The sequence below is a fragment of the Flavobacterium sp. W22_SRS_FK3 genome (assembly GCF_052113665.1).
Taxonomy (GTDB): Bacteria; Bacteroidota; Bacteroidia; order Flavobacteriales; family Flavobacteriaceae; genus Flavobacterium.
Genome location: NZ_JBGQOF010000002.1, coordinates 80,571 through 107,356, shown reverse-complemented (window position 1 = coordinate 107,356; position 26,786 = coordinate 80,571). Strand labels below are relative to the sequence as shown.

Here is a 26,786-nt window from a genome sequence, read left to right as displayed (position 1 = left end):
GTATAAATATACTTTACTCCAATAAAAAATGATAAATAAAATCAAATATTGTATTCTCTCTTTGTTTGTTTGCCTTTTGGTTTCATTTGGACAAGCGAAACCAAAAGACAATCCAATTTCACCGATCGAATGGGCTAAAAAAATGGCTGATTCTGATCAAAAAAGGATTCCGAATCCTGTATTTCTGGATGGAGTGAAATTTCCGAAATGGAATTATACAAACGGATTGGTAACGCTTGCCAATCAGAAGCTGTATGATTATAACAAAGAGCAAAAATATTGGGATTATGGGGTTTCGTATGCGGATCAGCTGATTGATCAGAACGGAAAAATATTGGGAGGCTACGCAGTGGAAAAGTATAGCCTTGATTTGATAAACTCAGGAAAGATACTTTTTGAAATTTATAAGAATACAGGTGAGGAGCGCTACAAAATAGCAATGGATACACTCCACAAACAGTTGGAAGGTCATCCGAGAAATTCTGATGGTGGTTATTGGCACAAAAAAAGTTATCCGTGGCAAATGTGGCTGGATGGTGTGTATATGGCAGATCCATTTTCTGCCCAATATGGAGCTGTTTTCAATGTTCCAAAGTCAATTGATGACGCCATTTTACAGGCAGAACTGATTCAAAAACACACTTTTGATTTAAAAACCGGATTGAATTTTCATGGTTATGATGAGAAGAAGGCACAATACTGGGCGAATAGGGAAACAGGACGTTCTTCTCATATTTGGGGACGCGCTCAGGGCTGGTATTGTATGGCTTTGGTGGATATTTTAGATTATGTTCCGCTGGATCATCCAAAGAGAAAAGAGTTGATTAAAATCCTCCAAAAAGTATTCACAGCTGTCCGCAATGCTCAGGAAAAAGATTCAGGAGTCTGGTGGCAGGTAATGGATCAGCCGGGACGCAAAGGCAATTATCTGGAATCAACCTGCTCGACTATGTTTGTGTATTCATTTGCCAAAGCGTATCGGATGGGATATGTTGGATCCAAATTTCTAAAATCGGCCAAAATTGGTTTTAACGGAATTCAGAAAGAGTTCATCAAAGAAAATGCAGATGGCACTATTACAATTACACGATGCTGTTCTGTTGCCGGATTAGGAGGTAAAAAACCTACGGATCGTGATGGTTCATTCGAATACTATATTTCTGAACCGATTGGTGATAATGATGCCAAAGCAGTTGGTCCGTTTATTATGGCAGGTATCGAATTGCAAAAGGTCCTGGATAAGAAACAATCTGACTAATCACTGACAGAAACAAAAATTTCCATTTCGCCCCGATAGCAGTGGAAATCCTTTTGTGCCGGGGTCCGGCATAAAAGATTGTAACGTATTGCTTCGCCAGTTCGGCTTACAGCCTCGTGTGCGGGAGTATGACGGCTGAAAATGCCCAGTTTTTCTACTTCAAAAAATTATGAAAGACCTTAAAATATATAATTAATATGATAAAAATTAAATCAGTTTCCCTTATCGGATTAGTAATGTGTTCCCTTATTTTCTCTGGAAACAAGATAGTTGCTCAAAATGTGTCTAAACAAAAAAATAAAGCAGCAACAGACAATAAGCTTCCTTTCAATATGCCTAAGGTGCAGATTCCAACATTTAAAAAAGACACTTTGAATATTGTTGATTTCGGGGCTGTTCCCAATACAGAACAGCTTTGTACAAAAGCGATTAATGATGCTATTGCAAAATGCTCGAAATCTGGAGGGGGAGTTGTTGTTATCCCTTCTGGAATGTGGACTACAGGGCCTATTTATATGAAAAGCAATGTCAATTTGCATGCTAAAAACGGGGCTTATATTTTGTTTACCAGCGATTTAGATCAATATAAACTTATTGATACTTATTTTGAAGGAAATAAGGTTATTCGCTGTGAATCTCCAATTATGGGAGTTAATTTAGAAAATATTGCGATTACAGGACAGGGAATTTTTGATGGAAATGGTTCCAAATGGAGACCTGTAAAAATGTCAAAAATGGGCGATGAGCAATGGAAGGATCTTATTAAATCTGGTGGAATTCTATCTAAAGACCGTAAAACATGGTATCCTTCAGAAGGTTCTTTTATAGGTACTGAAGAAAAGGATAAACTTCCTCAAATGCGTACAGTTGAAAATATGAAACCTTATAAACATATACTACGTCCAGTTATGGTAAGCCTTGTTAGTTGTGAAAAACTGCTTTTGGACGGGGTTACTTTTCAGAATTCACCTGCATGGAATGTGAATCCGTTAATGTGTGAAAATGTAACAATAAGCAATCTTACCATCCGTAATCCTTCGTATTCTCAAAACGGAGATGGTCTTGATATAGAATCCTGCCGAATCGGAACGGTAACCAACTGCAGTTTTGATGTAGGTGATGATGCTATCTGTATAAAATCGGGTAAAGATCAAGAAGGGCGTGAACGCGGAAAGCCAACGGAGCTATTTGTAATTACAAATTGTGTTGTTTATCATGGTCATGGAGGATTTGTAATTGGGAGTGAGATGTCAGGAGGAGTTCGAAACCTATTTGTCAAGAATCTCACATTTATCGGCACGGATAGTGGATTGCGTTTTAAGTCTGTTCGAGGCAGAGGCGGGGTAGTAGAAAATATTTGGATGGAAGACATTAGAATGCGAGATATACCTGGTGGTGCAATAAACTTTAATCTGTACTACTTTGTTAAGGGAGCAGTTGAAGATCCGGTTACTGGTGAAATGATTGCAAAAAAAGAAGCTGTATCTGTAGAAACTCCGGCATTCAAAAATATGTATTTCAAGAATATTTATGTTGATGGAGCTAAACAAGCCTTGAAAATTATGGGTATCCCGGAAATGCCTGTTGATAATTTACAATTCAAAAACATGATTATTCGATCAGATGTTGGTATTCAAATGAATTATGCCAGTAAAATTGATTTTGAGAATGTTGAGATAAAACTTGACAAGCCTGGTATTGCAGCAAGTTTTTCAAACACTCAAAATATAACAGTCGGAACTTTTAAATCTGCCGGAGAAAATCAACTGTTTTGGGTTGGAGGTACTACCACAAAAGAAATATCATTGAAGAAAAATGGCCAGAAAATGGCTTTTGATCAGGATATAAAAGTGCTTGAATCAATTAAAGACGAGGTAAAACTAATTGAATAATAAGTTCTTAATCACTAGTCCTTAATGATTAGTTCTAAAGTGTAGGATTGTCATAAAAAATATTTAAAAAGATCAATTCGAGTGTTTTTCTGTAATAGATATAGAAAAAAATGTAGCGGGACCGTTTTGATAGTTTACTGTTCCCGATGCAATCCCGCTTTTGGGCGGGATTACTCGAACTGATAAAAATTTAGCATCAAACTAATTATATATATGAAAAATTAAATAGCATGACCCTTTCTCCAAAATTAAAATTGGAGCAGGAAAAAATAACTTACTAACCAAAACCAAACCACAATGAAAAAACAATATTTTATGTTCTTGTTACTAACACTTTTTTCAGTAATGGGATTTTCGCAGACAATTCAAAAAATTGAAGCAGAAAGTTTTAATACAGCTTCAGGTGCAAAAGCCGAAAATAATGCGGCACTTTCCGGAGGAAAAAATGTTGGGTATATTAAAAACAATACCTGGATTAGTTTTACAGGGCATGTATTTAATCAGTACGATACTAGTTTTAATATAGCGGCAGCCGGAGCAACCGGAGGAACGATTGAGTTGCGATTGGATTCTTCAACAGGAACTTTAATTGGGACAGCCACAGTATCCGGATCGACATCATTTAGCGATTACAAAATGTTTTCGACAACAATCATTCCTACAACCGGAACACATGATTTATTTTTGGTTTTTAAGCATCCAACAAATACAGGATACCTGTTCAATTTAGATTATTTAGAAAAAGTAACGACTATTCCGGGTGCTATTACTTATACGCTGACAACTAGTGTGAGCCCTGCTGCATCGGGCACAGTTTCTTCGAATCCCGGAGGAGTTAATTTTGTTGATGGAACCGCCATTACGGTAACCGCAAATAAAAACTTTGGATATAATTTTGTGAGATGGACAGATGGTAACGGAAATCCTGTTTCAACAGCAAATCCATATACTTTTACTATAACTACAAATTCAACTCTTGTTGCAGAATACGAAGCAGTGAATACCTATACCTTAAACGTAAACGTAGCAGGCGCTTTCGGCTTAGGTGAATATATGGTTTCTCCGACTGGTAAAGATGGTGCGTTTTCTGTTTATGAAACAGGAACAAATGTTACCATTACGGCTGTTGAAAATGATATTATTAAATTTTACAACTGGTCTGATGGCTCAACAGCATTGAGTACTTCTGTAACAATGGATGGAAATAAAAGTATTACGGGTACTTATGACAATGTATCCTTTATAGCTGGCTGGACATTCATGAATGACCAATATGCTAATCCTAGGGTCGCCGAGTTGTATTCTAATGTTGATAATAGACCACAAATATCTGCTTATAATGTTTCAGACAATGTGTTTGCTCCCAGCGTGAGACTTCAAAACAGGGGTGGAAAAAATGGGGTTTGCGTTTGGAATACTGATAGAGGGAATTTTTTCTATTTCATGACTTCATTTTCAACGGTTGGATATAAAAATATTAATGTTTCGTCTGGACTTATTGGTCTCTATTACGGTTGTGACGAGTGGACTTTCCAATATTCGCTGGATGGCGTGAACTTTGTAGATATTTCTAGCTTAACTACCATAAATAAAAGTACAATTACACCAATTGGCGGAACATTGCCGGTTGAGGCAGAAGGAAAAGCAAAAGTATATCTCCGATGGTTTCCTAATGTTGCTGGTCCAAAACATGGATTACCCGCAGACGGAATCACATTTGACGTTACAGCAACGGTTTTATCTAACGTTATGGTAAAAGCTGATGAAGTTTTGATTATTGATGCCATTGCTCCAATTCTTCAATCCACTCTTCCTGCGGCAGCTTCAACTACGGTTGGTACCAATGGAAAAATTATTCTGACTTTTGATGAGAAAGTTCAAATTGCACAAGGGACTACAGCAACATTGGGAAGTAAAACCCTGACTCCTGAAGTTGTGGGAAAAACAATTAGTTTTCCTTACGTGGGCTTGGATTACAATACCAATTATACTTTTACGCTTGCTGGAAGCAAGGTGTCTGATTTGTCAGGAAACACCTTGACTACGCCTGTTTCTTTTAATTTCACTACTCTGAATAAACCAACAGTAACTAAAAAAAGATACGATTTTATAGTGGGTGTTGATGGCGATTTTGCTGCAGCAAAGGCAGCGGCTATCGCAGCAGCTCCAAGCGGAAACAGGTTTTTTATCTTTTTACCTAATGGAAATTATGACTTAGGTCTTTTGACTGGAGATGCCAAAAAAGAAACCAAGATTTCAACTCCAAATGTATCTCTTATTGGACAAAGTATGGATAAAACAATCCTTTTTAATAAGCCTCAAATGATTGATGAAGGTTTTGACGTTTCAACAATTAATTTAACAGAAACTGCAAATAATATTTACATGCAGGATTTAACTCTTATGAATAAATTAAGTTATGGTTCAGGTGAATATGGTGGACGTGGGCTTGCTCTTGAAAATGTTGGAAATAAAAATATTTTGAAAAATGTGGCACTGTTGGGAAATCAAGACACCTTTTATACAGCAGGCCAAAAGATATATCTTGAAAACGGTGAAATTCACGGTACGGTAGATTTTATATACGGAAGTAGCGATGCTTTTTTCAAAGAATGTTTACTCTATTTAGAAAACAGAGGCGGTAATGTGATTACAGCTGCATCAACTCCTGCAACTGGTTGGGGATTTGTTTTTAGTGACTGTACCATTGATGGAGCCGATATTAACAAAGGAACATACAGCTTGGGTCGTCCTTGGCATGATGCACCACAAGTGGTTTTTATCAATACTAAAATGAATATAGTACCTAAGGCTGAAGGTTGGTCTGCATGGGGCACCTTGCCTAAAGTTTATGCAGAATACAATAGCGTGAATGCCACAGGCGGTCTTGTCGATTTGTCCAACAGAAAAACTAATTATACTAATGGAAGTGGCGGTTCGGTAACTCTTAATCCGGTACTTACGGCAACAGAAGTCGCCAATTATACTGTTGAAAATGTTTTGGGCAGTGACGGATGGCAGCCTCGACTTTATACGGATCAAATCTCGGCGCCAGTTGTGACTAATAATGGAACATCATTAACATGGGCAGACAATAACTACGTTTTAGGCTGGGCAATTTTTAAGGATGATATTTTTGTTGATTTCGTGACTTCCAATAGTTATAATTTCACTGCAACGGGAACTTATAAAGTTAGAGCTGCGAATTCCATGGGAGGTTTAGGTTTGGATTCCAATCCAATTAACGTACCGACTTTAGCTGTTCAGCAAAATGAAATAAAAGGTGTCAAGGTATATCCAAATCCGGTAGTAAATAACCAATTTTTTGTGTCTGTTCCTGCAACAGTTGAAAATGCCACGATAGAATTATTCGGATTAGATGGAAAAGAGTTGATGAAAAGAACAGTCAGAAATGAAGTAGAAGAAGTAAATGTATCTGGAATGACTTCAGGTGTCTATTTGTTGAAAATTAATTCAGATAACGGAACAGAAGTAGTGAAGATAGTTAAATAAAACCGTGGGATGTAATTATAATTCTTGAAAAATAAAAAATGAAACGCATTGAACCATAGAAAAAAAGAGTTGGATAGCTCAATGATTCGCCTGTTCGCATAGCTATGTTTTTCTATCAAATAATGAAATTTTTAAACTTAAATAAATGAACTATTCGTCTCTCAAATTTGACATTAGCCTTTTGATGTGCTAAACACAAAACAGTAGGAACACAAAATAGTAGTAACACAAAAAAGTCAAATGAAAAAACAATATTTTATTTCCGCATTGCTGACATTATTTTCAGTAATAGGATTTTCGCAAACAGTGCAGCGAATAGAAGCCGAAAATTTTACTACCTTCAATGGAGTAGCCACAGAAACTAATGCTGCCCTTTCCGGTGGTAAAAATATCGGAAGTTGTAAGAATGGATATTGGGTTAGTTTCGCAGGACATGTCTTTAATCAATACGATACGCGTTTTGATATAGCAGCAGCTAGTAGAACACAAACAGGATCACCAACAGTTGGGTCTTTGGCCGGAACGGTAGAAATAAGAATCGATGCAGTTAATGGTACTCTAATTGGTACAGCCAATATTAATGCGACTTCAACAGGTAATTGGACAACCTATCAAGTTGTTTCTGCTCCTATAGCCCAAACTACAGGAACACATGATTTGTATTTCGTGTTTAAAACAGTCACTGGAAATAACTATGTAGGCAATTTTGATTATTTTGAAAAAGTGACCAATGCCTCAGCAGTAACTTATACTCTAACAACAAATGTGGGTCCGACTTCATCGGGAACCATAACTTCAAGTCATCCTGGAAGCCAGTTTGTTGAAGAGACCCAAATTACACTGACAGCAGCTCCTAACTTTGGTTATAACTTTTTACGATGGGTAGATGGTAATGGAACTCCTGTTTCAACAGCTAATCCGGTTACTTTTGCTATTACTGCAAACAGCACTTATACAGCAGAATTTAAAGCCGTTAATACCTATACGATATCGTATCTAAATTCAATTGACGGAACAGCATTAACAGGTTTAACTCCAACAGCATACACCGAAGGAACTTCAGTACCTTTACCTGTTCCAACTTTGCTTGGTTATACTTTTTACGGATGGTCAACATCGCTGACAGTACCGAACACTATTAAAAAAATTGAAACAACTACCACTGGTAATCAAATATTTTACGCTTTTTGGGGAGCGGCAGGAGGAAATGATAAAGAAACACCCGCTTTTCCGGGAGCAGAAGGTTATGGAAAATATGTTACCGGTGGCCGGGGCGGAAAAGTAATTTATGTAACCAATTTGAATGACTCAGGACCAGGCTCCCTTCGTGCTGCAATAGCGCAGAGCGGTCCCAGAATTGTTGTTTTCAAGGTGTCGGGAACCATTATACTGGAAAGTGAGCTGAATATTACGGACAATATTACAATCGCAGGACAAACTGCTCCGGGCGGAGGCATTACCCTGAGAGATTATAATGTGAAGGTAAGAGGTAATAATGTAATTATTCGTTACCTGCGTTTTAGAATGGGAGATGTTAAAAAAGTCGAGAATGATGCATTGGGCGGACGTTTTCAAAACAATATTATAGTAGATCACTGTTCGATGAGCTGGTCAACTGATGAATGTGTTTCTTTTTATCAGAATGAAAATTTTACGCTTCAGTGGTGTATTATTTCCGAAAGTCTTAAAAATTCTGTTCATGATAAAGGCTCTCATGGTTATGGCGGTGTATGGGGAGGTAGAAATGCTTCCTTTCATCACAATTTATTGGCACACCATGATAGCCGTAATCCAAGGCTTGGCGAATATGCAAATGATATTTTTGCCCTGACGGATCTGGTTGATGTACGTAATAATGTGATTTACAACTGGGGAGGCAACAGCTGCTACGGTGGTGACGGAATGAATGTAAATATGGTAAATAATTATTGGAAACCAGGGCCAGGAACTTCTAAAAATACTAAAGAGCGTATTCTATCAACAGGAAGAATTCTAGATTCAACTTCACCATTGTACGACATTTGGGGAAAATATTATGTAGATGGTAATTATGTTGACGGATCTCCAAGAGCCACTCAAGATAACTGGACGTATGGTGTTTTTAGTCAGTTTCACAGCAGTCAGTTACCCGTAACAGAAGCCAACAAAGATGAATTAAAAATTGAAACGCCACATCCTTTTGCAGAAATTACAACACACAACGCTACAAAAGCATACGAATTGGTTTTAGACCATGCCGGAGCAAATTTATTCAGGGATGCTGTTGACTTAAGAGCTGTTAACGATACAAGATCCGGAACTGCATCAATTATGAATGGGGGTAACGGAAGCACAAACGGTTATATTGATACGCCAACGGCTGCCGGTGGATGGCCGGAATTACCTACTGCACCAGCGCCTGACGATACTGACGGAGATGGTATGCCGGATGCATGGGAAACAGAAAAAGGTTTAAATCCTGCTAATGCTGCCGATGGAAATTTGAAAACACTGGATGCAGGATATACCAACATAGAAGTTTACATTAATAATATCGTAAAACAAATAACAGATACTCAAAACGGGACTCTTGCTCTACCTGAATATGAAAACAAAAGCAATTTGTTCTACGCATATCCAACAGTGGGTAAAAATAAAATAACGTTGAAATCATTTGTTGATACTGATACTGTGGCATTTATTAATCTTGCCGGGCTTGTAGTAAAACAAGTTAATACAACGAATCTGGAAACCACTATTTCTGTAAGTGATTTGTCTGATGGAATTTACATCATCAAAAGCTTTAAAACAGGATTGACGACCAGAATAATCGTGAAATAAAGTTTTCAAATTTTGGGATTGTTATTGGCTCTAGGATGACCATAACAATCCCTTTTTTTAATAATGCCTTAAGGTAAAAACTCAATTTATAGCTGTTTCTTTGCTTATAAGATTAATAAAAAAAAAAAGATGAGATTGTTTGATAAAACTGTTTTAGGATTATGTTTTCTCCTGTGTTTCCAGATTTGGGCTCAGGATAATGTGCGGGTTATTCCAAAGGATACTTCCTATAATGTAGCCAATGAATTCAGGAAGAATAAAAAACGTTTTCCGGATATAAAAATAGCCAAAGACCTATTACCAGCCGGAGTTGCAGAACACAGAAATCTGGTTTACACAACGTTAAAAAATACCCCTTTTGGAGACAGGGATTTACATGTAGATGTTTTCTCTCCAAAGAAATCCGGTAAATATCCCGCTCTGATTATGGTTCATGGTGGCGGATGGAGATCTGGTGATAAAACAATGCAGGTGCCAATGGCGCAAAAACTGGCAGCCAAAGGAATCGTAACAATATGTGTGGAATACCAGCTTTCGATGGAAGCAAAATATCCCGCAGCAGTTTATAACATTAAATCAGCGGTAAGATGGGCAAGGGCAAATGCAGAAAAATTCAATATTGATCCAAACAAAATTGCTATTTCTGGCTGTTCGGCCGGAGGACAGCTGGCTATGCTTGTGGGACTTACAAGTGGTGTAGCCTCCAAAGAAGGCGATCAGGGCAATTTAGGTTTTTCAAGTGAAATAAACGCTATTGTTGATATTGACGGAGTGGTTGATTTCATGGCACCTTCTTCTCTTAATTTAAACAGAAAACCAAATTCACCTGATGTAGAGTGGTTGGGTGGTACTTTCGTTGAAAAACCGGAAGTATGGAAAGATGCTTCCAGTATTTTTTGGGCGAATGAAAAATCTTGTCCCATATTATTCATCAATAGCGGTTTTTCCAGATTTCATGCAGGACAGGATGAGCTAATCGGAATGATGAAAGAATGGGGTATAAATACCGAAGTCCATAAATTTGATGTAAAAATACATCCTTTCTGGCTGTTTGAACCCTGGGTAGATCCTACCGTAAATCACATCTATAATTTTTTAATTAAAAATTTGAATAAATAATGAAATTAACATTCGAAATAACAAATATGAAATCAAAATTTGCAATCTCTATTTTTTGTGTTGCTGCAAGCTTTATGATTATGGCTTTCACTACAAAAAAATCCAATGTAACAACCATTTATTTAATTGGCGATTCGACTATGGCTGATTATGCCAATAATTATGAACCGGGAAAAGACTATATGAAAACCAGATATCCGGTTACAGGCTGGGGACAGGTTTTTCAGCCATTTTTTGCCAAAGACAGTTTGAAGCAAATAAAGAATCTGATAAAAAAAGATAGTGTTTTTGTGGATGACAGAGCAAGGGGTGGAAGAAGCACCAGAACTTTTTTTCAGGAAGGACGCTGGAGATCGGTCTATGAAAATCTTAAAAAAGGAGATATTGTTATGATGCAGTTTGGTCATAATGACGGAGCAAAAGATAAAACAGAAAGATATGTAGATATCGAAGGCTATAAAGAATTTTTAAGACTGTTTGTATCGCAGGCACGTGAAAAAGGAGCGACTCCAATCATCCTGACACCAGTAGCAAGAAATTTTCCATGGAAAGAAAATGTTTTAAATGATGTCCACGGAGAATACGACAAAGCGCCAAAAGATGTTGCGGCAGAGATGAAAGTGCCTTTAATAGATCTGAACAAAGCTTCAAGAGAATTTTTTACCAAAAAAGGAAAAGATTTTGTATCCGAAAATTATTTTATGAATTTACCCGCAGGAAAATACGAAGCATACCCTGAAGGTCAAAAAGACAATACCCATTTCCAAACGAAAGGAGGAATAGAAGTAGCCAGGCTTGTCTTTGAAGGGATGAAGCAATTGAATTCTAATATTAAAAAATAATGAATAAGATTATTGTTTTAAAATACATTTTACTATGCCTGATTGTATTTCAACCCCTTTTTGCACAAACTTCCAAATCTAAAAAAAACAAATACTATTTTGTGGTAGCACAAGACGAAAGCGGTGATTACAAAACGGTGCAGGAAGCATTTGATGCTGTTCCAAAATTAAAGCAAGACCGAACCGTTATTTTTGTAAAAAACGGAACCTATAAAGAGGTTGTCACTTTAGAAGCGGATAAAAATAACGTCACTTTAATTGGAGAGGATGCAGACAAAGTAATCATCACTTATGATAATTATTCCAGCAAAATAAATCCGGCAACTAATAAAGGCTATGGTACAAGCGGTTCTTCAAGCTGTTTTATTATGGGGACTGGATTTTATGCCAAAAAAATAACGTTCGAAAACGCTTCAGGTCCGGTTGGCCAGGCATTGGCAATTAGTATTCATGGAGATAAAGCCGTATTTAACAACTGTAAATTTTTAGGTTTTCAGGATACTGTGTATGGAGCAGATGGCCGCCAATATTTTAAGGATTGTTATATCGAAGGCTCAACAGACTTTATCTTCGGAAGTTCTACGGCTTTTTTTGATAATTGTACCTTACATACCAAAGGCGGAAGTGCTATTACGGCAGCTTCGACTAAAGAATATGTGAATTTTGGCTATGTATTCAGCAATTGTAAAATTACCGGAACCGGAAAAAATATTACCACATTGGGAAGACCCTGGAGGCCTTATGCAGCTGTTGCTTTTATCAACACCCAAATGTCTGATGCCATAAAATCAGCAGGCTGGAATAACTGGGGTAAAACTGTAAATGAATCCACAGCCAGATATAGCGAATACAATTCTTCAGGTGCTGGTGCTTATCCAAATGAAAGGGTAAAATGGATGAAAAAGCTAACATCAGATCAGGCAAAGGTTTACAAAGTAAAAAATGTTTTAAAGACAACGTATGCAAATCCTCCGGTTGTTGATAATTGGAATCCGAATAAAGTGATTGATTTATATAAATAGAATCTATGAAAAACTCCCCAAAAAAGTTAAGATTTGTCTCTGCAGTTTTGTTTACGATTCTATCAGCAACAACTTCATTTGCCCAAAAGCAAAGAATAGTACAGGATATATCCAATAATGACTGGAAGCTTTGGCTGGATCCAATCGCCCAATGGCAAAACGATGTTTTGTTTGTACCTCCTGTTGAGATAAAAAAATTACCTGTCAATCTTCCAACTGGTGGCTGGCAGGCACTTCAAAAAGGAGAAAACAAAACGGTACATCTTCCGGCAACGGTTGAAGAATTTAATTGGGGAATCAATAAAAATCCTTTTGGAGTAGCGGGGAATTATCTTGGTATTTCATGGTTTACGACTGAGGTAAAAGTACCGTCATCGATGAAAGGAAAGCGAATTATTTTACATTTCGAAAGTGTACGTTTCAGGGCAGAGGTATTTGTAAATCAAAAATTAGCGGGCTATGATCTAATTAACGGAACTCCTTTCGATGTTGATATTACCCATTATGTGACTATCGGAAAAGCGAATTCTATTGCTGTTCGAATAACAGATCCAAACGGTAATTTCGATTGGAGAGACAGTTCCAATTACATGTGGGGAGATTATCGTACCAACCCAACGCACGGATTTGGCGGTATTACTGGAAAAGTTACTCTTATGGCAACTGAAAATGTTTTTGTGAATGATGTGTTTATCAAAAACAAACCGAATCTGAATGAAATTGACGCCGAAATTTCGCTGACAAACAATTCTTCAACAACTTTTAAAGGAAATATTGTATTAGAAGTAAGCGAAAGAATGTCAGGAAAATCCGTTTGGAAAAAAAGCTTTCCAATTGAAATTATAACTGGAGATAATGATCCGCAATCATTTGTTGTTAAAGTAGATAATGCTAAAATTTGGGATGTGGATAATCCTAATTTATATGTACTGAAAACGTCACTGGAAAGCGAGAAAGAAATAAAAGATATTGTAGCGAAAAAGTTCGGTTTCCGTTGGTTTGAAGTGAAAGAAGTTGATGGCGACAAACAGTTTTACTTAAACAATAAGCGTATTGTAGTAAGAACGGCAATTTCCTGGGGCTTTTGGCCCGTAAACGGAATAGCACCAAGTGATGAACTGGCTAAAAAGCAAATTATGGATGCAAAAGCACTTGGTTTGAATATGCTTAATTTCCACAGAACTATTGGACAAACCAATGTTTTGGATTATGCTGATGAAATGGGTTTGCTTTATTATCAGGAACCGGGTGGTAATCAGTTTCCGGCCAAGCAATTCAAGCCTAAAAATGATTTACAAAAAAAACAAACAGATTTTTATTTTGCAGCGCGAGATGAAAAGTTCTTTAGAATGATTAAACGTGACAGAAGCCATCCATCTTTGGTGATCTATAACATGCACAACGAAAGAGGAGCAGAGCCGCAGAAAATAGATAGCCTTCAAATGCTGGCAGGCCACAAGCTGGATCCAACTAGAATTATAACTTATAATTCTAGTAATGGCCCAATAAAAATGGGAGTAGATTCACGTTTTAAATTGCATTTATTGCCTTATAGCAATCAGTTTTATAATTATGGCTGGTTTGATCAGCATCACGCAGGAGGCCCGGGTGTGTATCATGATAATTTATACAGCAATCCTAAAAATTACGCCAAGTTTACCGATAATAAAGCAGAGATTATTTATTACGGAGAAGAAGGAGCAATAGGAACGCCGCCAAGATTGCAGTTAATCAGAGATGAAATTCTGAAAAGAGGTAAAAATATCGGCTGGGAAAGTGACGATTATTTAAAATGGTATGATGCTTATGATAATTTTCTGAAAAAGAGTGATTTCCAAAAATCATTTCCTAATGTAGACAGCCTAACCAGACAAATGGGCAACGTAGCTTATTATTATCAGGGAAGAACAATCGAAAATGTACGAATTAATAATACAATTGATGGTTATGCAGTAAACGGGTGGGAGAGTATGAAGCTCGAAAATCATTCCGGAATAGTTGATAATTATCGAAATCTTAAAGGTGATGCCGTAGTGATTGCCCGATACAATAAGCCGTTGTATGTCGCTGTAAAATTGACCAATAAGGTTTTATCAGTAAAAGATACCACGACAATAGATTTCTTTATTGTAAACGAAAAAGATATCAAAGGAACATTTGACCTGAATGTTAAAGCAACAAACGATAAGAAAGAAACAGTCTGGACAAAAACAATATCTGTAACCGTAACAGGAGGAATAAAATTTGGGGAATTATTGTCATCTAACAATAAATTTGCGCCTCAAAAAGAAGGCTATACAAAGATTTCTGCCGAGTTGATATCAAAAGATAATACTGTAATTGCCACTGGAAACGACGAATTATTTGCTGTAAAATTAAACAAGGAAAAAATTACTTCCAATATAATAGTTGCGGATACTACGGGAATCCTTGGAAAATATTTTGATTTCGAAAAGATAGAATACAAAAACTATAAAAGCGGAACCCCATCAGGAAATTGTCTTGTAATTGGATGTTTTAAGCCACAGCAAACAGGAAATCCATTGGTAACAGACCTTTTGGAATGGGTAAATAACGGAAACACGATTGTTGTAGTTAATGATATAGATATCTGGGCAAGCTATTTTGCTAAAAAAGAAGTCGTTGATTACAGAGGATTCAAAAATTTGGGAACTTCCTGGTACGGCGGAAATTATTTTGTCAAGGATACAAAATGGTTCGATGGTTTGCCACAATCCTGTGTATTCAATTGGGAGTATCAATGTTTTGCGGCTTACAACAAAAATAGGATTGGACTGCGAATGTTTAATGGTGAAACTATCGTTGGATGCGTTTCTGATCATAAGCAGGAAGTTTATTCTGCCTTGAGCGTAATTCAGCATGGACGTGGAAAAATTATTCTTTGCGCGCTGGATATATTTGGCGCTATAAAAGAAAACGAAAACGTTAAAAAAGCAGAAGGTGATGGAGAAAATGCCGCTATGAATACTTTTAACGTTTCTGCAAAAAACAAAGCAAATATTGTAGGGCAGCAGCTTTTGCTGAATTTGTTGAAATAAATTGAATTTTGTTATTTTTAGAAGCAGGAATCATGAGTCATTTTTAGTAGGATCGTTCCTGCTCTTGGCGTTCAGGGCTAAGAGCAATGATTTATCATAATCACCATAAAAAATTATTAAAAATAAAAACAGAGGATAATTTCCCCTGTTTTTATTAATTGAGTTTACAACATGGCATAGTCGTATTCCACTACAAGTTCATTGTCAATAGACCAGATGCCCGGCGTTTTCCAGACGATTTTCTCGGCCTGATCTTTTTGATAGACAGAATCTACAAAACCGTTTAGTTTTACATTGGTTCCATTTACTGTTACGGTGATATTTTTAGCGTTTAGCGACCAACTCCTTGCCAGTGCTTTTTCAACATCCGTTTTTTCGATAGCATCTTTGATGTCCGATTTAATTTTTATTTCATTAGTAACACCTTTTACTCCAGGAAGGAAGCTAATGGCAGATTTTGCGTCTTGTTTTTGGAAATTCCATGTCAATTCTCCCTCTAAAGTGACCCAGCCGTCTTCGACTTTTACCTTTACATGATCTTCAGCAACTGCCCAATTCTCTTTTAAAGCTTTTAAAACTTCATTGGCAATATCATTGTCTGTTTTTGTGAAGGTATTGGTGTATTTGATTTCTATTTCCTCAACAACGGCCTTTACCCCAGATACATTTTTGGCTGCTGTTTCGGCTTCCTTTTTTTTATAATATCCGTCTACAATACCCGTCAGGGTTACTACACCATCTTTTACTGTTACGCCGATTTCTGCAGCATGTAAAAGCGGTTCCCATTTAATGGCATTTTGAACATCTTTCTGTAATTCTTGGTTGGTTTTCATAATGTATGTAATTAAAATTTATAATTATTTTTAGTAACATTCTTCAAGAAAAAACACTTCATATAAAGAGAAAAATGTCATATTGATCAGATTGGATATACAACTCCCAAGTAATATTGAATAAATTGATAAACAGAAATAGCTTTAACTACAATTCCCTTTTGTAGGGTATAGCGGTTAACTTTAAAGAGTAATTTTTCCATTTTCATTCGTTTTGAAGTTTACCTTTTTAAAATGTTCCTGCACAAATACTTTTTGTTGGCCGATGGTCAATTTATCGGTGTTTTTAGTTTCTATTTTGACACGGTCAAATTTGTGATCCTTCTGCAAAAAGTGAAGTAATTCTATTTTAGCGGTCGTAGGACCAAATAAAATGATTTCATCAAAGTCAAGAACAATGGCAGCAATTTTATTAAAATAATACCTTTGTTTGTCTTTTTCCTTGTTATGCATTTCATTTTCGCTACGATGCAGGGTTTCATTTTTATCCTTAATACCAAAGTCAGAGACTATAGTTTGAGCCTCATTATCATTATCTATAAAATCAATCAGATTCGCAGCAGCATGATCTAAGTAAATGCCTAATTTTTTTATAGTTTTCATTTTTTTTGAGGTTTAAAATTTATGTTCTTTTTAATTTTTCGTTACAGTGGCTTCTCCTTAATTTTGCTAAAAGATGAAATAGATACTTACTGATACAAAGTTGAGTCATCAGCAAGCAACTGGAAATGACAGAGTACAGCAATAAAAATGATGTAGATTACTTTTTTAAAAAATAAAGGCTGCTAAACTGATACAAAAAAAGTTTCCTGATTAAATTTTCCGGACTTACAATACCAATCCATATCAAGTACCTTTTTAATCACTTTTTTTAGTTCTGTTGCGTCGCTTGATTTCTTAATATAAATATTGGCTCCCGCAATAAATGTATCTTCATCACACAGTACTGCCTTAGGATCATACACAACAATGGACAGATTTTTATTTTGTTTATCATTTCTTATAGACACTATTTCATTTAAACATTTACAACCGTCATCATTTAAATTAAAAAATAAGATAGAGGAAGTGAGACCCGCTCTTTCTTTTAAATGTTTTATACATAACTTACTGTTTTTAAATGTTGTAACAGAGTTTTTAGATTCTAAATTTTTCAAAGCGGTCTGAAAGGCATCTACTGTTTGAGATTCCTCTTTTATAAGTAGCATGTATACTGGTCTGGAGTTGTATCGCATCATTTTTTATTTTAGGTTTTCATGGCAAAGAAGCGATATAATCATTTAAACTGAAATGAGTTACAGCATTACAAATCATGATGTATGTCATTTTGTTCAGACTCGCGGTCAGTTAAAATCTTTAATACTATATAAAGCAGTCAAAACGACCACAATAAGTGCTGTTTGCTGTTAAATAAATGATAATATGCTAATTGTAGTGCGAAATCCAGGAAGAATGTAATTTTCCATTTTTAAATAGCCGACCTTTATAAGGATCATCATAATTTGATCGATTTGATGATGGAAAATGCCGCACTATTATATGCTCTTGTACAGAATGCTTTGGATGGTATCATAACTATAGATGATATTGGCACTATAGAAACTATTAATCCTGCCGGCTGCTTACTTTTTGGTTATCAGCAAGAGGAAGTTATAGGTAAAAATATTTCAATCTTAATGCCTTCACCGGATAAGGAAAGACACAATCACTATTTAAGTAAGTACAAAACAACTAGAAAAGCCAGCATAATTGGCGTGGGACGCGAACTGACAGGCATGCGGAAAGGAGGTTATCTCTTTCCTATGAAACTTGGAGTAAGTGAGGTAAATTATTCAGGCAGGACAATTTATGCCGGTTTTATTCATGATCTGTCGCAGCAAAAACTGGATGAGGAACGTTATAAAAATTATGCTTCTCAATTAGAAGGACTTGTAGAAGAGCGGACAAAATCACTCAACGATACTATTTTTGCATTGGAAAAAGCTAAAGAAAAAGTGAGTATCTCACTGGAAAAAGAAAAAGAGCTTAATAAATTAAAAAATCGCTTTTTATCAATGGCTTCTCATGAATTTCGTACACCGCTCAGTACCGTACATTTATCAGCTTCCTTAATAGAAAAATATGCAATACCATTTGAAAGCGAGTCTGTCAGTAAGCATATAGGCAAGATTAAAAATTCAGTAAAAAGTTTAACAGCCATACTTAATGATTTTCTTTACGTTGAAAAATTAGAAACAGGCAGAATAAAAGCTAATTATACTTGCTTCGATCTGGTTAAATTTGGTGAAGAAATAACCGAAGAAATGCAGCTTCTGTCAAAACCCAGCCAAAATATCCTATGCAAACATTTAGGCGATCAGACCATGATATACCTTGATGCTAATTTGTTAAAAAATTGTGCCATTAATTTGATTGGAAATGCTATAAAGTATTCTGGAGATAGCTGCTGTATTGAATTTACGACTGAAATTAATGATTTCAATTATATTATCTCAGTTCATGATGATGGAATCGGTATTCCCCTAGATGAACAAAAGCATTTGTTTCAGGCTTTTTTCAGGGCGCACAACACAGGCAGCATACCTGGTACCGGTTTAGGTCTGAATATAGTAAGCCGATACGTATCCTTGATGAAAGGAACATCAGATTTTAAAAGTAATCAACAGGAAGGAACATTATTCACCTTAACATTTCCCATATCATGAGCAAAGTATTAATTATTGAAGACCATAACGACATTAGGGAAAACATTGCTGAAATTCTTACTTTGGCCAATTATACCGTTTTTCAGGCAAATAATGGCAAAGCAGGAGTTGAATCTGCTGTTGTAAACCTGCCAGATATTATTTTATGTGATATTATGATGCCGGAGCTCGACGGTTACGGTGTTTTGTATATGCTTAACAAAAATCCGAAAACAAGTACGATTCCTTTTATTTTTATCACTTCAAAATCTGAAAGACCTGATTTGCGAAAGGCTATGGAAATGGGAGCAGATGATTACCTGACCAAACCTTTTGATGATATGGAGCTGCTGCAGGCAATTGAAGGCAGGCTCAACAAAAAGAATTCTGAAATGAACTTTTACAGTCAGTCCCTCGTACAGCTTGAGAATTTAGTAGGGGATAAGGAAGGGCTTTCTGAACTGAAAAAAATGATAGAAGAGCATATCCACAGACCTTTTAAGAAAAACCAGATTGTTCATTATGAAGGGGATCGTGCGATAGGCATTTATTTAGTTATCTCAGGTAAAATTAAAACCGTCAAGATGTCTGAAGACGGGCGTGAACTCATGACCGGTATGTACCATGCGAATGATTTCTTAGGTGTCAGTACCATTCTTTGTGACGAAACCTATACCGATACTGCAACAGCACTCGAAGATAGTCAGCTCTGTTTTTTTCCAAAAGAACAACTCGAAGAATTACTAAAATTATATCCTGATGTAGGGGAGAAATTCATTAAAATATTATCGAATGAAATCAGGATCAAAGATACACATTTGCTACAATTGGCCTATCAATCGGTTAGAAAACGAATAGCAGAATCTTTGCTGAGAATTTTTCGTCAGGAACAAGTAGCCAAAGAGAATAGCATCAACGTAACCAGGGATGATTTGGCAGCAATGTCTGGGACAGCCTCAGAAACAGTAAGTAGAACCTTAACCGAATTTAGAAATGAAGGTTTAATAGAAAAAAAAGGCAGCCAGCTTAAAATTCTGGATTATATAAAAATAAGTAAGATGAAAAATTAATATAATTTCTTAAAATGTTAACGCATAAAGCTAATTGTCGAAACAGTATTAACTTTGATTTCCATTAGGACTTGTTTAAAGTAATATGAGCATAGCAATGTATATTGCCATGCTCTGTTTTTCTACCATTGCGAATATTTTAATTAGCTTTAATTTCGTCGGCTGACATCTCTGTGAGTAATTTATTTTTTTTTACCTCAGTCAGTATACCGTTGTCACTTTTCTTTGTTTTTGCTGCTTTTTCTATTTTCTTTCCTTTAGGGCCCGCAGCAGTTTCCACGATTTTTTTATTGATTTTTTTAGCCATTTTTTTGGCTGTATTGTCAATCTTTTTCAGAATTTTTTTTGTGTTTGATTTTGCGGTTAATGCAGAAGTAAGCGCAGTTGTAATTTCTGCAGTCATTTTTTTTGAAGTTGTTTTCATGTTTTTAAATTTTATAAATGTTGATGTTTGATATCTGATTTTTTAGAAATAAACTGGAAGTTTTATAGTGTTACAAAATTGAGAAGAAGTTTTGCCACAGGAAATGACACTGCTTATTTTGATTCTTGATGTTAGACACTTTTTTCTAATTATATTTTGAATAGATTTAAAATCCCACCGTAGCTTCTAACATGAAACCATCAAATTGGGCACCATGTCTGATATCCGAATCCTGAAAGTTTTTATATTTCTGATTTACATATTCGGCTTTCATCAGGATGTTTTTAGTTAAGAACCACCCGGCAGAAGCTGTAACCCGATTGATTTTCTGGTCATTTTGATTTTGTGGGGTATCAGTAAGCGTATTGTATCTGCCCGCAATCCAGAAATTTTCTTTTCCTTCAGGGAATCTGTAAATAAGATCAAGAGCTGATTGAATGATCTGATGTGTATCGGTCTGAGTAATTTTTCTTCCTTTAGCAACTTCATACGTACCAAAGAGTTCTAAGCCTTTAAATTTCAAAAATGGATTAAACATAAAGGCGGTGACCTCTTGGCTGAATTCCGGATTGTATCGACCAGATCTGAAATTATCAACTGCTGTTGCGGCCGTATTTTCCATCACATAAAAATAATGGGAACCCGTTCTGTCACCTGCAAAAAGAGTATTGTTCAAAGCTCTTTTTACATGATAAAATGAGCCGGTAAGTCGTAGTCGTAAATCTTCGTCTATTTGTTTATCGTAACCTATTTTGCCATGCATTGCCGGCGTAGGTCTGTTTAATTCACCGGTAGCAGCATCTATTTTAGTAGAAACTACCACAGTTGGATTCAGGGCGCCATTTGTCAACCCGAGCATGACCATCAATCCTGAACTGTCCTGAAAATAGACTTCTCCTCCAATTTCAGTGGCAAATTCATCCAGGATGTAATTTTCGATGAAAGGGTTGTAGATGGCATTTCCTCCGTCACTTCGTCTAAAGTGCTGGTCACCATAATCAACATCATAGGCACCTACTTTCAGGGTTACATTTTCCATCACCCGATCGATAAAATCACTTTTTAAAAATAAGAGTTTATCAAACTGTATGTAGCCTCCTTTTACCCAGGTCTCCTCATGATGTCTTGAAGATAAATAAATAGTAAGGTTCATCCGTATTCCATTATCGAGCTGTGTGTCGAGGTTGAGATTGGCCATAGCGAGATTAAAGCCATTTGTAATAGAAATAAGTTCATTGCTGTTTATACCGTCTGCCAGCACGGGAACTGCAGAATTTTGATGGTTTAGTCCTTGAAAATCCAACGTGAAATTACCACCCATTTTTACTTTAAAACCTTCAAAGGAAGCAGTATCTTTTTTGGTGGTTTCAAATACATTCAGACCTCTTTGATCATTGTACCTAAAATACTGCATAGTTTTTTTTTGTGCTTGTGCCAATGTTATCCAAAGACACAATAATAGCGATAGTATATTTTTCATTTGAATTAATATTTTTCAAAAAGGAAAGAGAATTCAAGTTTGATCGAATCACCGGTTTTCATGATTCCGCCCATAAAAACAGGTGCCGTAACCTTGAATTCACTCATGTTTATCGGGTAATTGCCATCACAGCTGATACTTCCGTCTTGATTTATAAAACAGTACAAATCAATAACAACGTCCTTTGTAACACCTGCAATGGTAAGTTTTCCTGCTGTTTTGATATGAAATTTAGAATTGGTTACACTCATTAATTCGGCGGAAACCTGTTTGTATAGAATTTCTTTAAACTGATCGGTTTTCAAAGCTTTGTAGGCATTTTTATCTAATTTTTTCTGACCGCTTTTGAGGGTAAGTACAGGTAAGTTAAACTCGATTGTATTGAGTTTGGTAATTTGATTTTCTACACCAATATCAAATGTCGCTTTTCCCGAAAAAGCAGCCGTTTTCATCGTCCAGTCGTGAAAGGTTGAAGTTCCGGATATCTTCATTTCATTATCCTTGGATTTTTCAATTTTAAAATGAGATTGTGCCTGAATCATCTGGTTGATACCTGAGAAGATTACAATCAAAAGCAGTAGGCCGAATTTTATTTTATTTTTCATAATTGTTCTTAATTTAATAAAGGCAATATTTTAAGTAGGAGCGAAGGAACCAAGCCATTTTCTCATGACTTTCGGTTAGTGTAGTGACAAAATCGTCTGTTTTACTATTTTTAGAAACCGTTTCCAGTAGCGATGTATTGTTTTTTAGTACGGCAATCAGGTTTTCGTGGTCATCGAGTAATTCATTAATATAGCCAGTTCGATCATTTATTTTTTTCTTTTTTTTATTAAATTTTGTCACCTTCAGAAAAGCCTTCAGCATGACATCAGCATAATGTGAGGTATGAACACATTTTTCAATGTGCTCAATTATTCTATCAATTTCACTGGATTGAGCACTGAAAAAATGAAACTTATCCTGAAAGTCAATATATTGTAGATTTGAACTTACATTATTAGTTTTGATTAAAAGCAAATACTCATCACAAAGAATATTTGTAAGTTTTTTAGTAATTTTTCTCATATAGACTCTTTGTAATGTGCAAGTTTTTATATTCATTTTTTAAAGTTGCTGATTTCCATGCTAAGTTTAAGTTATATAAGACAGACCAAAAAGACAGTTGTCATAACCATCTGTTACAGTTGTTACTTAGTGAGAAGAGTAGTGTCATTATGTACTTTTCTCGCAGTACTTTTTCCCGGCAGATAGATTTGAAAACCAAGCGAAGCATTTAGGTTTCCCTGATAAGGAGCACTACCCAGTCCAACCAGTGCATTGTATTTTAAAAGGACTTCAAATCCAATATTTGGTGTTATGAAATAGGCAAAACCAGGTCCTGCACTGATATTAATTCCGTTAGTATTATCTGCATCGCTTACATTAACACCTCCAAGACCCACAGTTGCTTCTCCAAAAAAGCGGCTGTGTTTGATAACCTCTATTTCTTTTCCGGCATAGTAACGACCCAAGGCTCCAACACCATAATTGGTAGTGGTTCCCGAATTTTTTGCTGTTTGAATCCCTAAATCCACATAACCTCCAAGTGCAACATTGTCTTGTATGAACCAGGCTATTTTAGGTGTAATTTCTGCGCTAATTATCTTTGAACCGTTTAGCCCAAGATTGACATTGGCAAGATTTCCACCAATTAGAATGTTCCCTTTCTGAATTTGCGCATTGCCATTTATTCCTATTGCAATTGCAACAGAGGCTAATAAAATTTTATAATTTTTCATTTGTTTTACTTTTAAATATTTATTTTATTTCTCAGACAAAGGTGACGTGTTATTGTTTCATTAGAAATGATGGATATCATTGCTGGGAGTGACCTTCATTACATTTTATTGCGAATATTGGACAAAAAAAACCTGAATGTCATAGGATATTCAGGGAAGGTGTTTTGTGTTTCTGCCCTTTACCTAGAACATTAGTCCCGATTTTTAATCGGTAAAGCTATAATTGTAGTCGACTGTCAATTCATTTTTCACAAAGGAAACCCCAGGTGTATTCCAGGTAATTCTGGCTGCTTCTTCTTTTTGGTAGAGCGATGTAACGCCACCTGAAAGCGTTACTGTACTTCCAGATACTGATACAGTAATATCTTTTGCATTAATGGCCCAGTGGCGCGCTAAGGCATTCTCTACATGTTTTTTTTCAATAGTACTGTTAGATTCTGACTGAATGCCAATGTTATTGATAACTCCTTTAACGCCCCAGAGTTCATTTGCTAATTTTCTGGCCATCTCTTTTTGATAATTCCATCCCAGCTGACCTTCAAGTGTAACCCATCCATTTTCAACTTTAACAGTTAGATTATTATAAGGAAAAATGAGGTTGTCCGAAAAGGATTTTACCAGATCTGAAGCGATATCAGTATCGTTTTTTATAAAGTGCCGAGCATCCTGTATCTCAATTTTTTCGACTACTGCCTTAACACCACCGACTTTTTTGGCTGCATTTTCGGCTTCTGTCTTTTTATAATAATTATCTACAGTTCCAGTAAGGGTTACAATTCCGTCTTTAACAATCACACCAATCTCTGCGGCATGCAAAAGCGGTTCCCATTTAATGGCATCTTGTACATCTTTTTGTAATTCTTCATTCGTTTTCATAGGGTATATTTTTAAAATTTGCAATGTATCTTTATAAGAAGTGTTCGATTCAAAAAGGATCAGAGAGTTCACTCACGCGAATAAGTTTCTTATTCACAAATTCATTAATTCCGAGTTCAGACAATTTCTTTCCAATGTCAGTTGTAAGCATAGAATCTCCAAGCCCGAAATGTTTTTATTGGATTACGGTCAGGTGTTGTTCTCTAGTTGTTTTGAGCTTTTGGTGATTCTGATTCAATTAATTTTTAACCTTAAATTTTCTTATTGTAAAGGTGCATTTAGTTATGAAGTGAGCAAATGATGCTCAGCACTTTTAAAAGTGATTTGAATCATTTTTTTATAATACAGAAATTAACCATCGTTTATTTACTAAGGCTTTTAATACCGACCAACTTGTTTAATATGCTTATTCACATTCTCCACGAAATTGGGAAACTGACCAACTAAAGACCGATCAAAATTTGCAAAAAATATTCTTATTTAATCTGATTTGGCAAAAAAGTAATCCTATATTGCCTTTTTACCTTACAAGACATACAATTACATTATCTACATTACTATTTTCTTATAAATTCAAAACCCATCAAAATAAAATATGTTATAAATCAGAAAGATAAGTGACATGTGTCATTTTATTAATAGCAATATATGACCAACTTTGCCTTAATAAATTACAGATAAAGATCTTAGAGTAAGTTCATTAAATAACTTATAATGAAAACGAATCAAGATTTACAAAAGATGTACAAGATGCAATAACATTTAAGCTATGCAGTAATTACTAAAGCACTGATAGAGTTGAAACAATTAAAAATAAAAATTATGGGTTTCAGGAAAAGAAAGACTTACAGAAACATAGAATCAACTAATCTTTCAATCCCGCGGAACCTTGTTGTCAAAAGATAATGAAATCTTTTGACCATTTTTTTAAAAAAAATAATGTAATATTTAACGAAGAAACTAAATAGGTGAATTGTGCAAACTGACCCAAATGCAAAAGATGTGTTTATAGAACAGAATTTCTTTTCGCAAGACATTCCTATAGACCAAAGAGCCGCTGTTTTTAATAGTCTTTTTTTTCATTACAAAAAGAATTGGCAGCTTTCGTTTGCCCTGATGCTTTTTTTAAGTGCAAGCATTGCCACTTTAGGGCTTTCCGAAGATGCATCAGCAACTGTAATTGGCGCTATGATTATAGCTCCCTTGGGACAGCCCATCATCGCCTTTGGAGGTGCTATTGCCTTAGACTGGAGAATACAGTCATTTCGAATGCTGGGTATTATCTTTCTTGGCGCTTTAGGCTGCGTCATGATAGCTTACTTTATTGGTTTTACACTCCCTAATGTGATACCAAATCAGCAGGTTTTAATCCGAACATCTCCAGATTTTCGTGATCTCGGAATCGCCATATTAGCTGGTGCTGCAGGAGCTTACGGATATTACAGAAGTGAGTTTTCGACTGTTTTATCAGGTGTTGCCATTGCCGTAGCCTTAGTTCCTCCCCTTTGTGTTTGTGGATTAATGCTCGAACATGGGTATTTTATTTTGGCTGCCGGAAGTTTTTTGTTATTTACAACTAATTTTATAGGAATAACATTTGCTGCTCTTTTTATGTTTTTCGTTTTGGGCATTAAACATAAAAGAAACCGAAGATGGTTTTATATAGGTACTGTTGTTATACTTATAGTCGGTTCGGGAATGATTACTCCTCTTGCCTTAAATTATAAAAAATTTAATTCTGACGACCAATTTCAAGGTTCAATTTATAAAAAAGCAAAATCCGTTTTTGAAAATAGTAAAGATTCTCCCCGCATCAAAGCTCTTACCATACAAGGTAGTGGAGTTATCCTTAGTATTTCTCCATTCCCAAAGGAAAAACAGGAAAGACAATTGCTTATAAAAAAACTAGAGACCATAACTCAGCTGCAGGTATTTCTGAAGAGCTCTTCAGAGGAACCATAAAATAGGACAAGTAAATGGCTATGTTGGTATACCTAAATGAAAATGAATAATATATTAGATTTAAACTCAGAACAACTTTAACTCTGAAGTTTTAAAGTTGTTGATTATCTTAAAAAAGCTACTACCCATTATTGCGCATATAGATTAAATA

General features: G+C 35.8%; 20 protein-coding genes. 11 read left to right on the top strand and 9 right to left on the bottom strand.

Annotated elements, in window-relative coordinates; all coding sequences use genetic code 11:
• The first annotated feature begins 28 nt into the window (after positions 1-28).
• The 8 genes from ACEN2I_RS02320 to ACEN2I_RS02285 all read left to right on the top strand — a co-directional run bounded on the left by ACEN2I_RS02320 (position 29) and on the right by ACEN2I_RS02285 (position 15,525).
• Positions 29-1,258 carry a glycoside hydrolase family 88/105 protein gene (locus tag ACEN2I_RS02320; protein ID WP_441764509.1) on the top strand — a complete coding sequence of 410 codons (1,230 nt, stop codon included), beginning with the start codon at positions 29-31 and terminating at the stop codon, positions 1,256-1,258.
• Between the two features lie 197 nt (positions 1,259-1,455).
• Positions 1,456-3,150, top strand: coding sequence for a glycoside hydrolase family 28 protein (locus ACEN2I_RS02315; protein WP_441764508.1), 1,695 nt, complete (start codon positions 1,456-1,458; stop codon positions 3,148-3,150).
• Positions 3,151-3,447: 297 nt separating this feature from the next.
• The gene (locus tag ACEN2I_RS02310; protein ID WP_441764507.1) at positions 3,448-6,663 is read left to right on the top strand and encodes a pectinesterase family protein; all 3,216 of its coding nucleotides are present in this window, start codon (positions 3,448-3,450) and stop codon (positions 6,661-6,663) included.
• A 240-nt stretch (positions 6,664-6,903) separates the two neighbouring features.
• Positions 6,904-9,483 (top strand): carbohydrate-binding protein, encoded by a 2,580-nt coding sequence (locus tag ACEN2I_RS02305; protein WP_441764506.1) that lies wholly within the window; start codon positions 6,904-6,906, stop codon positions 9,481-9,483.
• A 129-nt stretch (positions 9,484-9,612) separates the two neighbouring features.
• A complete protein-coding gene (locus ACEN2I_RS02300) occupies positions 9,613-10,602 on the top strand; it encodes an alpha/beta hydrolase fold domain-containing protein (RefSeq protein ID WP_441764505.1) in 990 nt (329 codons plus the stop codon).
• Positions 10,603-10,628: 26 nt separating this feature from the next.
• The gene (locus ACEN2I_RS02295) at positions 10,629-11,444 is read left to right on the top strand and encodes a rhamnogalacturonan acetylesterase (RefSeq protein WP_441764504.1); all 816 of its coding nucleotides are present in this window, start codon (positions 10,629-10,631) and stop codon (positions 11,442-11,444) included.
• On the top strand, positions 11,444-12,466 hold the full coding sequence (locus ACEN2I_RS02290; protein ID WP_441764503.1) for a pectinesterase family protein: 1,023 nt from the start codon (positions 11,444-11,446) through the stop codon (positions 12,464-12,466). The genes ACEN2I_RS02295 and ACEN2I_RS02290 overlap by 1 nt, the downstream gene beginning before the upstream one ends.
• A gap of 5 nt (positions 12,467-12,471) precedes the next feature.
• Complete coding sequence (locus tag ACEN2I_RS02285; protein WP_441764502.1) at positions 12,472-15,525, top strand: glycoside hydrolase family 2 protein; 3,054 nt, start codon at positions 12,472-12,474, stop codon at positions 15,523-15,525.
• Positions 15,526-15,689: 164 nt separating this feature from the next.
• Here the strand turns inward: ACEN2I_RS02285 and ACEN2I_RS02280 are convergent, their stop codons facing one another.
• The 3 genes from ACEN2I_RS02280 to ACEN2I_RS02270 all read right to left on the bottom strand — a co-directional run bounded on the left by ACEN2I_RS02280 (position 15,690) and on the right by ACEN2I_RS02270 (position 17,566).
• Positions 15,690-16,358, bottom strand: coding sequence for a BON domain-containing protein (locus ACEN2I_RS02280; protein ID WP_441764501.1), 669 nt, complete (start codon positions 16,356-16,358; stop codon positions 15,690-15,692).
• A gap of 183 nt (positions 16,359-16,541) precedes the next feature.
• A complete protein-coding gene (locus ACEN2I_RS02275) occupies positions 16,542-16,961 on the bottom strand; it encodes a hypothetical protein (RefSeq protein ID WP_441764500.1) in 420 nt (139 codons plus the stop codon).
• A 182-nt stretch (positions 16,962-17,143) separates the two neighbouring features.
• Positions 17,144-17,566 carry a hypothetical protein gene (locus ACEN2I_RS02270; RefSeq protein ID WP_441764499.1) on the bottom strand — a complete coding sequence of 141 codons (423 nt, stop codon included), beginning with the start codon at positions 17,564-17,566 and terminating at the stop codon, positions 17,144-17,146.
• Positions 17,567-17,872: 306 nt separating this feature from the next.
• On the opposite strand from ACEN2I_RS02270, the gene ACEN2I_RS02265 reads away from it, so the two are divergent.
• Positions 17,873-19,063: a PAS domain-containing sensor histidine kinase gene (locus ACEN2I_RS02265; RefSeq protein WP_441764498.1), complete on the top strand. Its 1,191-nt coding sequence runs from the start codon at positions 17,873-17,875 to the stop codon at positions 19,061-19,063.
• Positions 19,060-20,112 (top strand): response regulator, encoded by a 1,053-nt coding sequence (locus ACEN2I_RS02260; protein ID WP_441764497.1) that lies wholly within the window; start codon positions 19,060-19,062, stop codon positions 20,110-20,112. The genes ACEN2I_RS02265 and ACEN2I_RS02260 overlap by 4 nt, the downstream gene beginning before the upstream one ends.
• 139 nt (positions 20,113-20,251) lie before the next feature.
• Here the strand turns inward: ACEN2I_RS02260 and ACEN2I_RS02255 are convergent, their stop codons facing one another.
• The 6 genes from ACEN2I_RS02255 to ACEN2I_RS02230 all read right to left on the bottom strand — a co-directional run bounded on the left by ACEN2I_RS02255 (position 20,252) and on the right by ACEN2I_RS02230 (position 24,673).
• Positions 20,252-20,536, bottom strand: coding sequence for a hypothetical protein (locus ACEN2I_RS02255; RefSeq protein ID WP_441764496.1), 285 nt, complete (start codon positions 20,534-20,536; stop codon positions 20,252-20,254).
• A gap of 166 nt (positions 20,537-20,702) precedes the next feature.
• Positions 20,703-22,016 (bottom strand): hypothetical protein, encoded by a 1,314-nt coding sequence (locus ACEN2I_RS02250; protein ID WP_441764495.1) that lies wholly within the window; start codon positions 22,014-22,016, stop codon positions 20,703-20,705.
• A gap of 5 nt (positions 22,017-22,021) precedes the next feature.
• Positions 22,022-22,621: a YceI family protein gene (locus ACEN2I_RS02245; RefSeq protein ID WP_441764494.1), complete on the bottom strand. Its 600-nt coding sequence runs from the start codon at positions 22,619-22,621 to the stop codon at positions 22,022-22,024.
• A 13-nt stretch (positions 22,622-22,634) separates the two neighbouring features.
• Positions 22,635-23,084 carry a ferritin-like domain-containing protein gene (locus ACEN2I_RS02240; protein WP_441764493.1) on the bottom strand — a complete coding sequence of 150 codons (450 nt, stop codon included), beginning with the start codon at positions 23,082-23,084 and terminating at the stop codon, positions 22,635-22,637.
• A 122-nt stretch (positions 23,085-23,206) separates the two neighbouring features.
• The gene (locus tag ACEN2I_RS02235) at positions 23,207-23,797 is read right to left on the bottom strand and encodes a hypothetical protein (protein ID WP_441764492.1); all 591 of its coding nucleotides are present in this window, start codon (positions 23,795-23,797) and stop codon (positions 23,207-23,209) included.
• A 204-nt stretch (positions 23,798-24,001) separates the two neighbouring features.
• The gene (locus ACEN2I_RS02230) at positions 24,002-24,673 is read right to left on the bottom strand and encodes a BON domain-containing protein (RefSeq protein WP_441764491.1); all 672 of its coding nucleotides are present in this window, start codon (positions 24,671-24,673) and stop codon (positions 24,002-24,004) included.
• Positions 24,674-25,648: 975 nt separating this feature from the next.
• On the opposite strand from ACEN2I_RS02230, the gene ACEN2I_RS02225 reads away from it, so the two are divergent.
• Positions 25,649-26,635: a DUF389 domain-containing protein gene (locus ACEN2I_RS02225; protein ID WP_441764490.1), complete on the top strand. Its 987-nt coding sequence runs from the start codon at positions 25,649-25,651 to the stop codon at positions 26,633-26,635.
• The last annotated feature ends 151 nt before the right edge of the window (positions 26,636-26,786 follow it).

Bases quoted from the DNA above. Each gene is read 5' to 3' on its own strand.
- ACEN2I_RS02235 (WP_441764492.1), bottom strand. From the start codon at position 23,797: ATGAAAAATTATAAAATTTTATTAGCCTCTGTTGCAATTGCAATAGGA.
- ACEN2I_RS02285 (WP_441764502.1), top strand. From the start codon at position 12,472: ATGAAAAACTCCCCAAAAAAGTTAAGATTTGTCTCTGCAGTTTTGTTT.
- ACEN2I_RS02310 (WP_441764507.1), top strand. From the start codon at position 3,448: ATGAAAAAACAATATTTTATGTTCTTGTTACTAACACTTTTTTCAGTA.
- ACEN2I_RS02240 (WP_441764493.1), bottom strand. From the start codon at position 23,084: ATGAGAAAAATTACTAAAAAACTTACAAATATTCTTTGTGATGAGTAT.
- ACEN2I_RS02270 (WP_441764499.1), bottom strand. From the start codon at position 17,566: ATGCTACTTATAAAAGAGGAATCTCAAACAGTAGATGCCTTTCAGACC.
- ACEN2I_RS02230 (WP_441764491.1), bottom strand. From the start codon at position 24,673: ATGAAAACGAATGAAGAATTACAAAAAGATGTACAAGATGCCATTAAA.
- ACEN2I_RS02305 (WP_441764506.1), top strand. From the start codon at position 6,904: ATGAAAAAACAATATTTTATTTCCGCATTGCTGACATTATTTTCAGTA.
- ACEN2I_RS02320 (WP_441764509.1), top strand. From the start codon at position 29: ATGATAAATAAAATCAAATATTGTATTCTCTCTTTGTTTGTTTGCCTT.
- ACEN2I_RS02280 (WP_441764501.1), bottom strand. From the start codon at position 16,358: ATGAAAACCAACCAAGAATTACAGAAAGATGTTCAAAATGCCATTAAA.
- ACEN2I_RS02255 (WP_441764496.1), bottom strand. From the start codon at position 20,536: ATGAAAACAACTTCAAAAAAAATGACTGCAGAAATTACAACTGCGCTT.
- ACEN2I_RS02245 (WP_441764494.1), bottom strand. From the start codon at position 22,621: ATGAAAAATAAAATAAAATTCGGCCTACTGCTTTTGATTGTAATCTTC.
- ACEN2I_RS02295 (WP_441764504.1), top strand. From the start codon at position 10,629: ATGAAATCAAAATTTGCAATCTCTATTTTTTGTGTTGCTGCAAGCTTT.
- ACEN2I_RS02260 (WP_441764497.1), top strand. From the start codon at position 19,060: ATGAGCAAAGTATTAATTATTGAAGACCATAACGACATTAGGGAAAAC.
- ACEN2I_RS02250 (WP_441764495.1), bottom strand. From the start codon at position 22,016: ATGAAAAATATACTATCGCTATTATTGTGTCTTTGGATAACATTGGCA.
- ACEN2I_RS02300 (WP_441764505.1), top strand. From the start codon at position 9,613: ATGAGATTGTTTGATAAAACTGTTTTAGGATTATGTTTTCTCCTGTGT.
- ACEN2I_RS02315 (WP_441764508.1), top strand. From the start codon at position 1,456: ATGATAAAAATTAAATCAGTTTCCCTTATCGGATTAGTAATGTGTTCC.
- ACEN2I_RS02290 (WP_441764503.1), top strand. From the start codon at position 11,444: ATGAATAAGATTATTGTTTTAAAATACATTTTACTATGCCTGATTGTA.
- ACEN2I_RS02265 (WP_441764498.1), top strand. From the start codon at position 17,873: ATGATGGAAAATGCCGCACTATTATATGCTCTTGTACAGAATGCTTTG.
- ACEN2I_RS02275 (WP_441764500.1), bottom strand. From the start codon at position 16,961: ATGAAAACTATAAAAAAATTAGGCATTTACTTAGATCATGCTGCTGCG.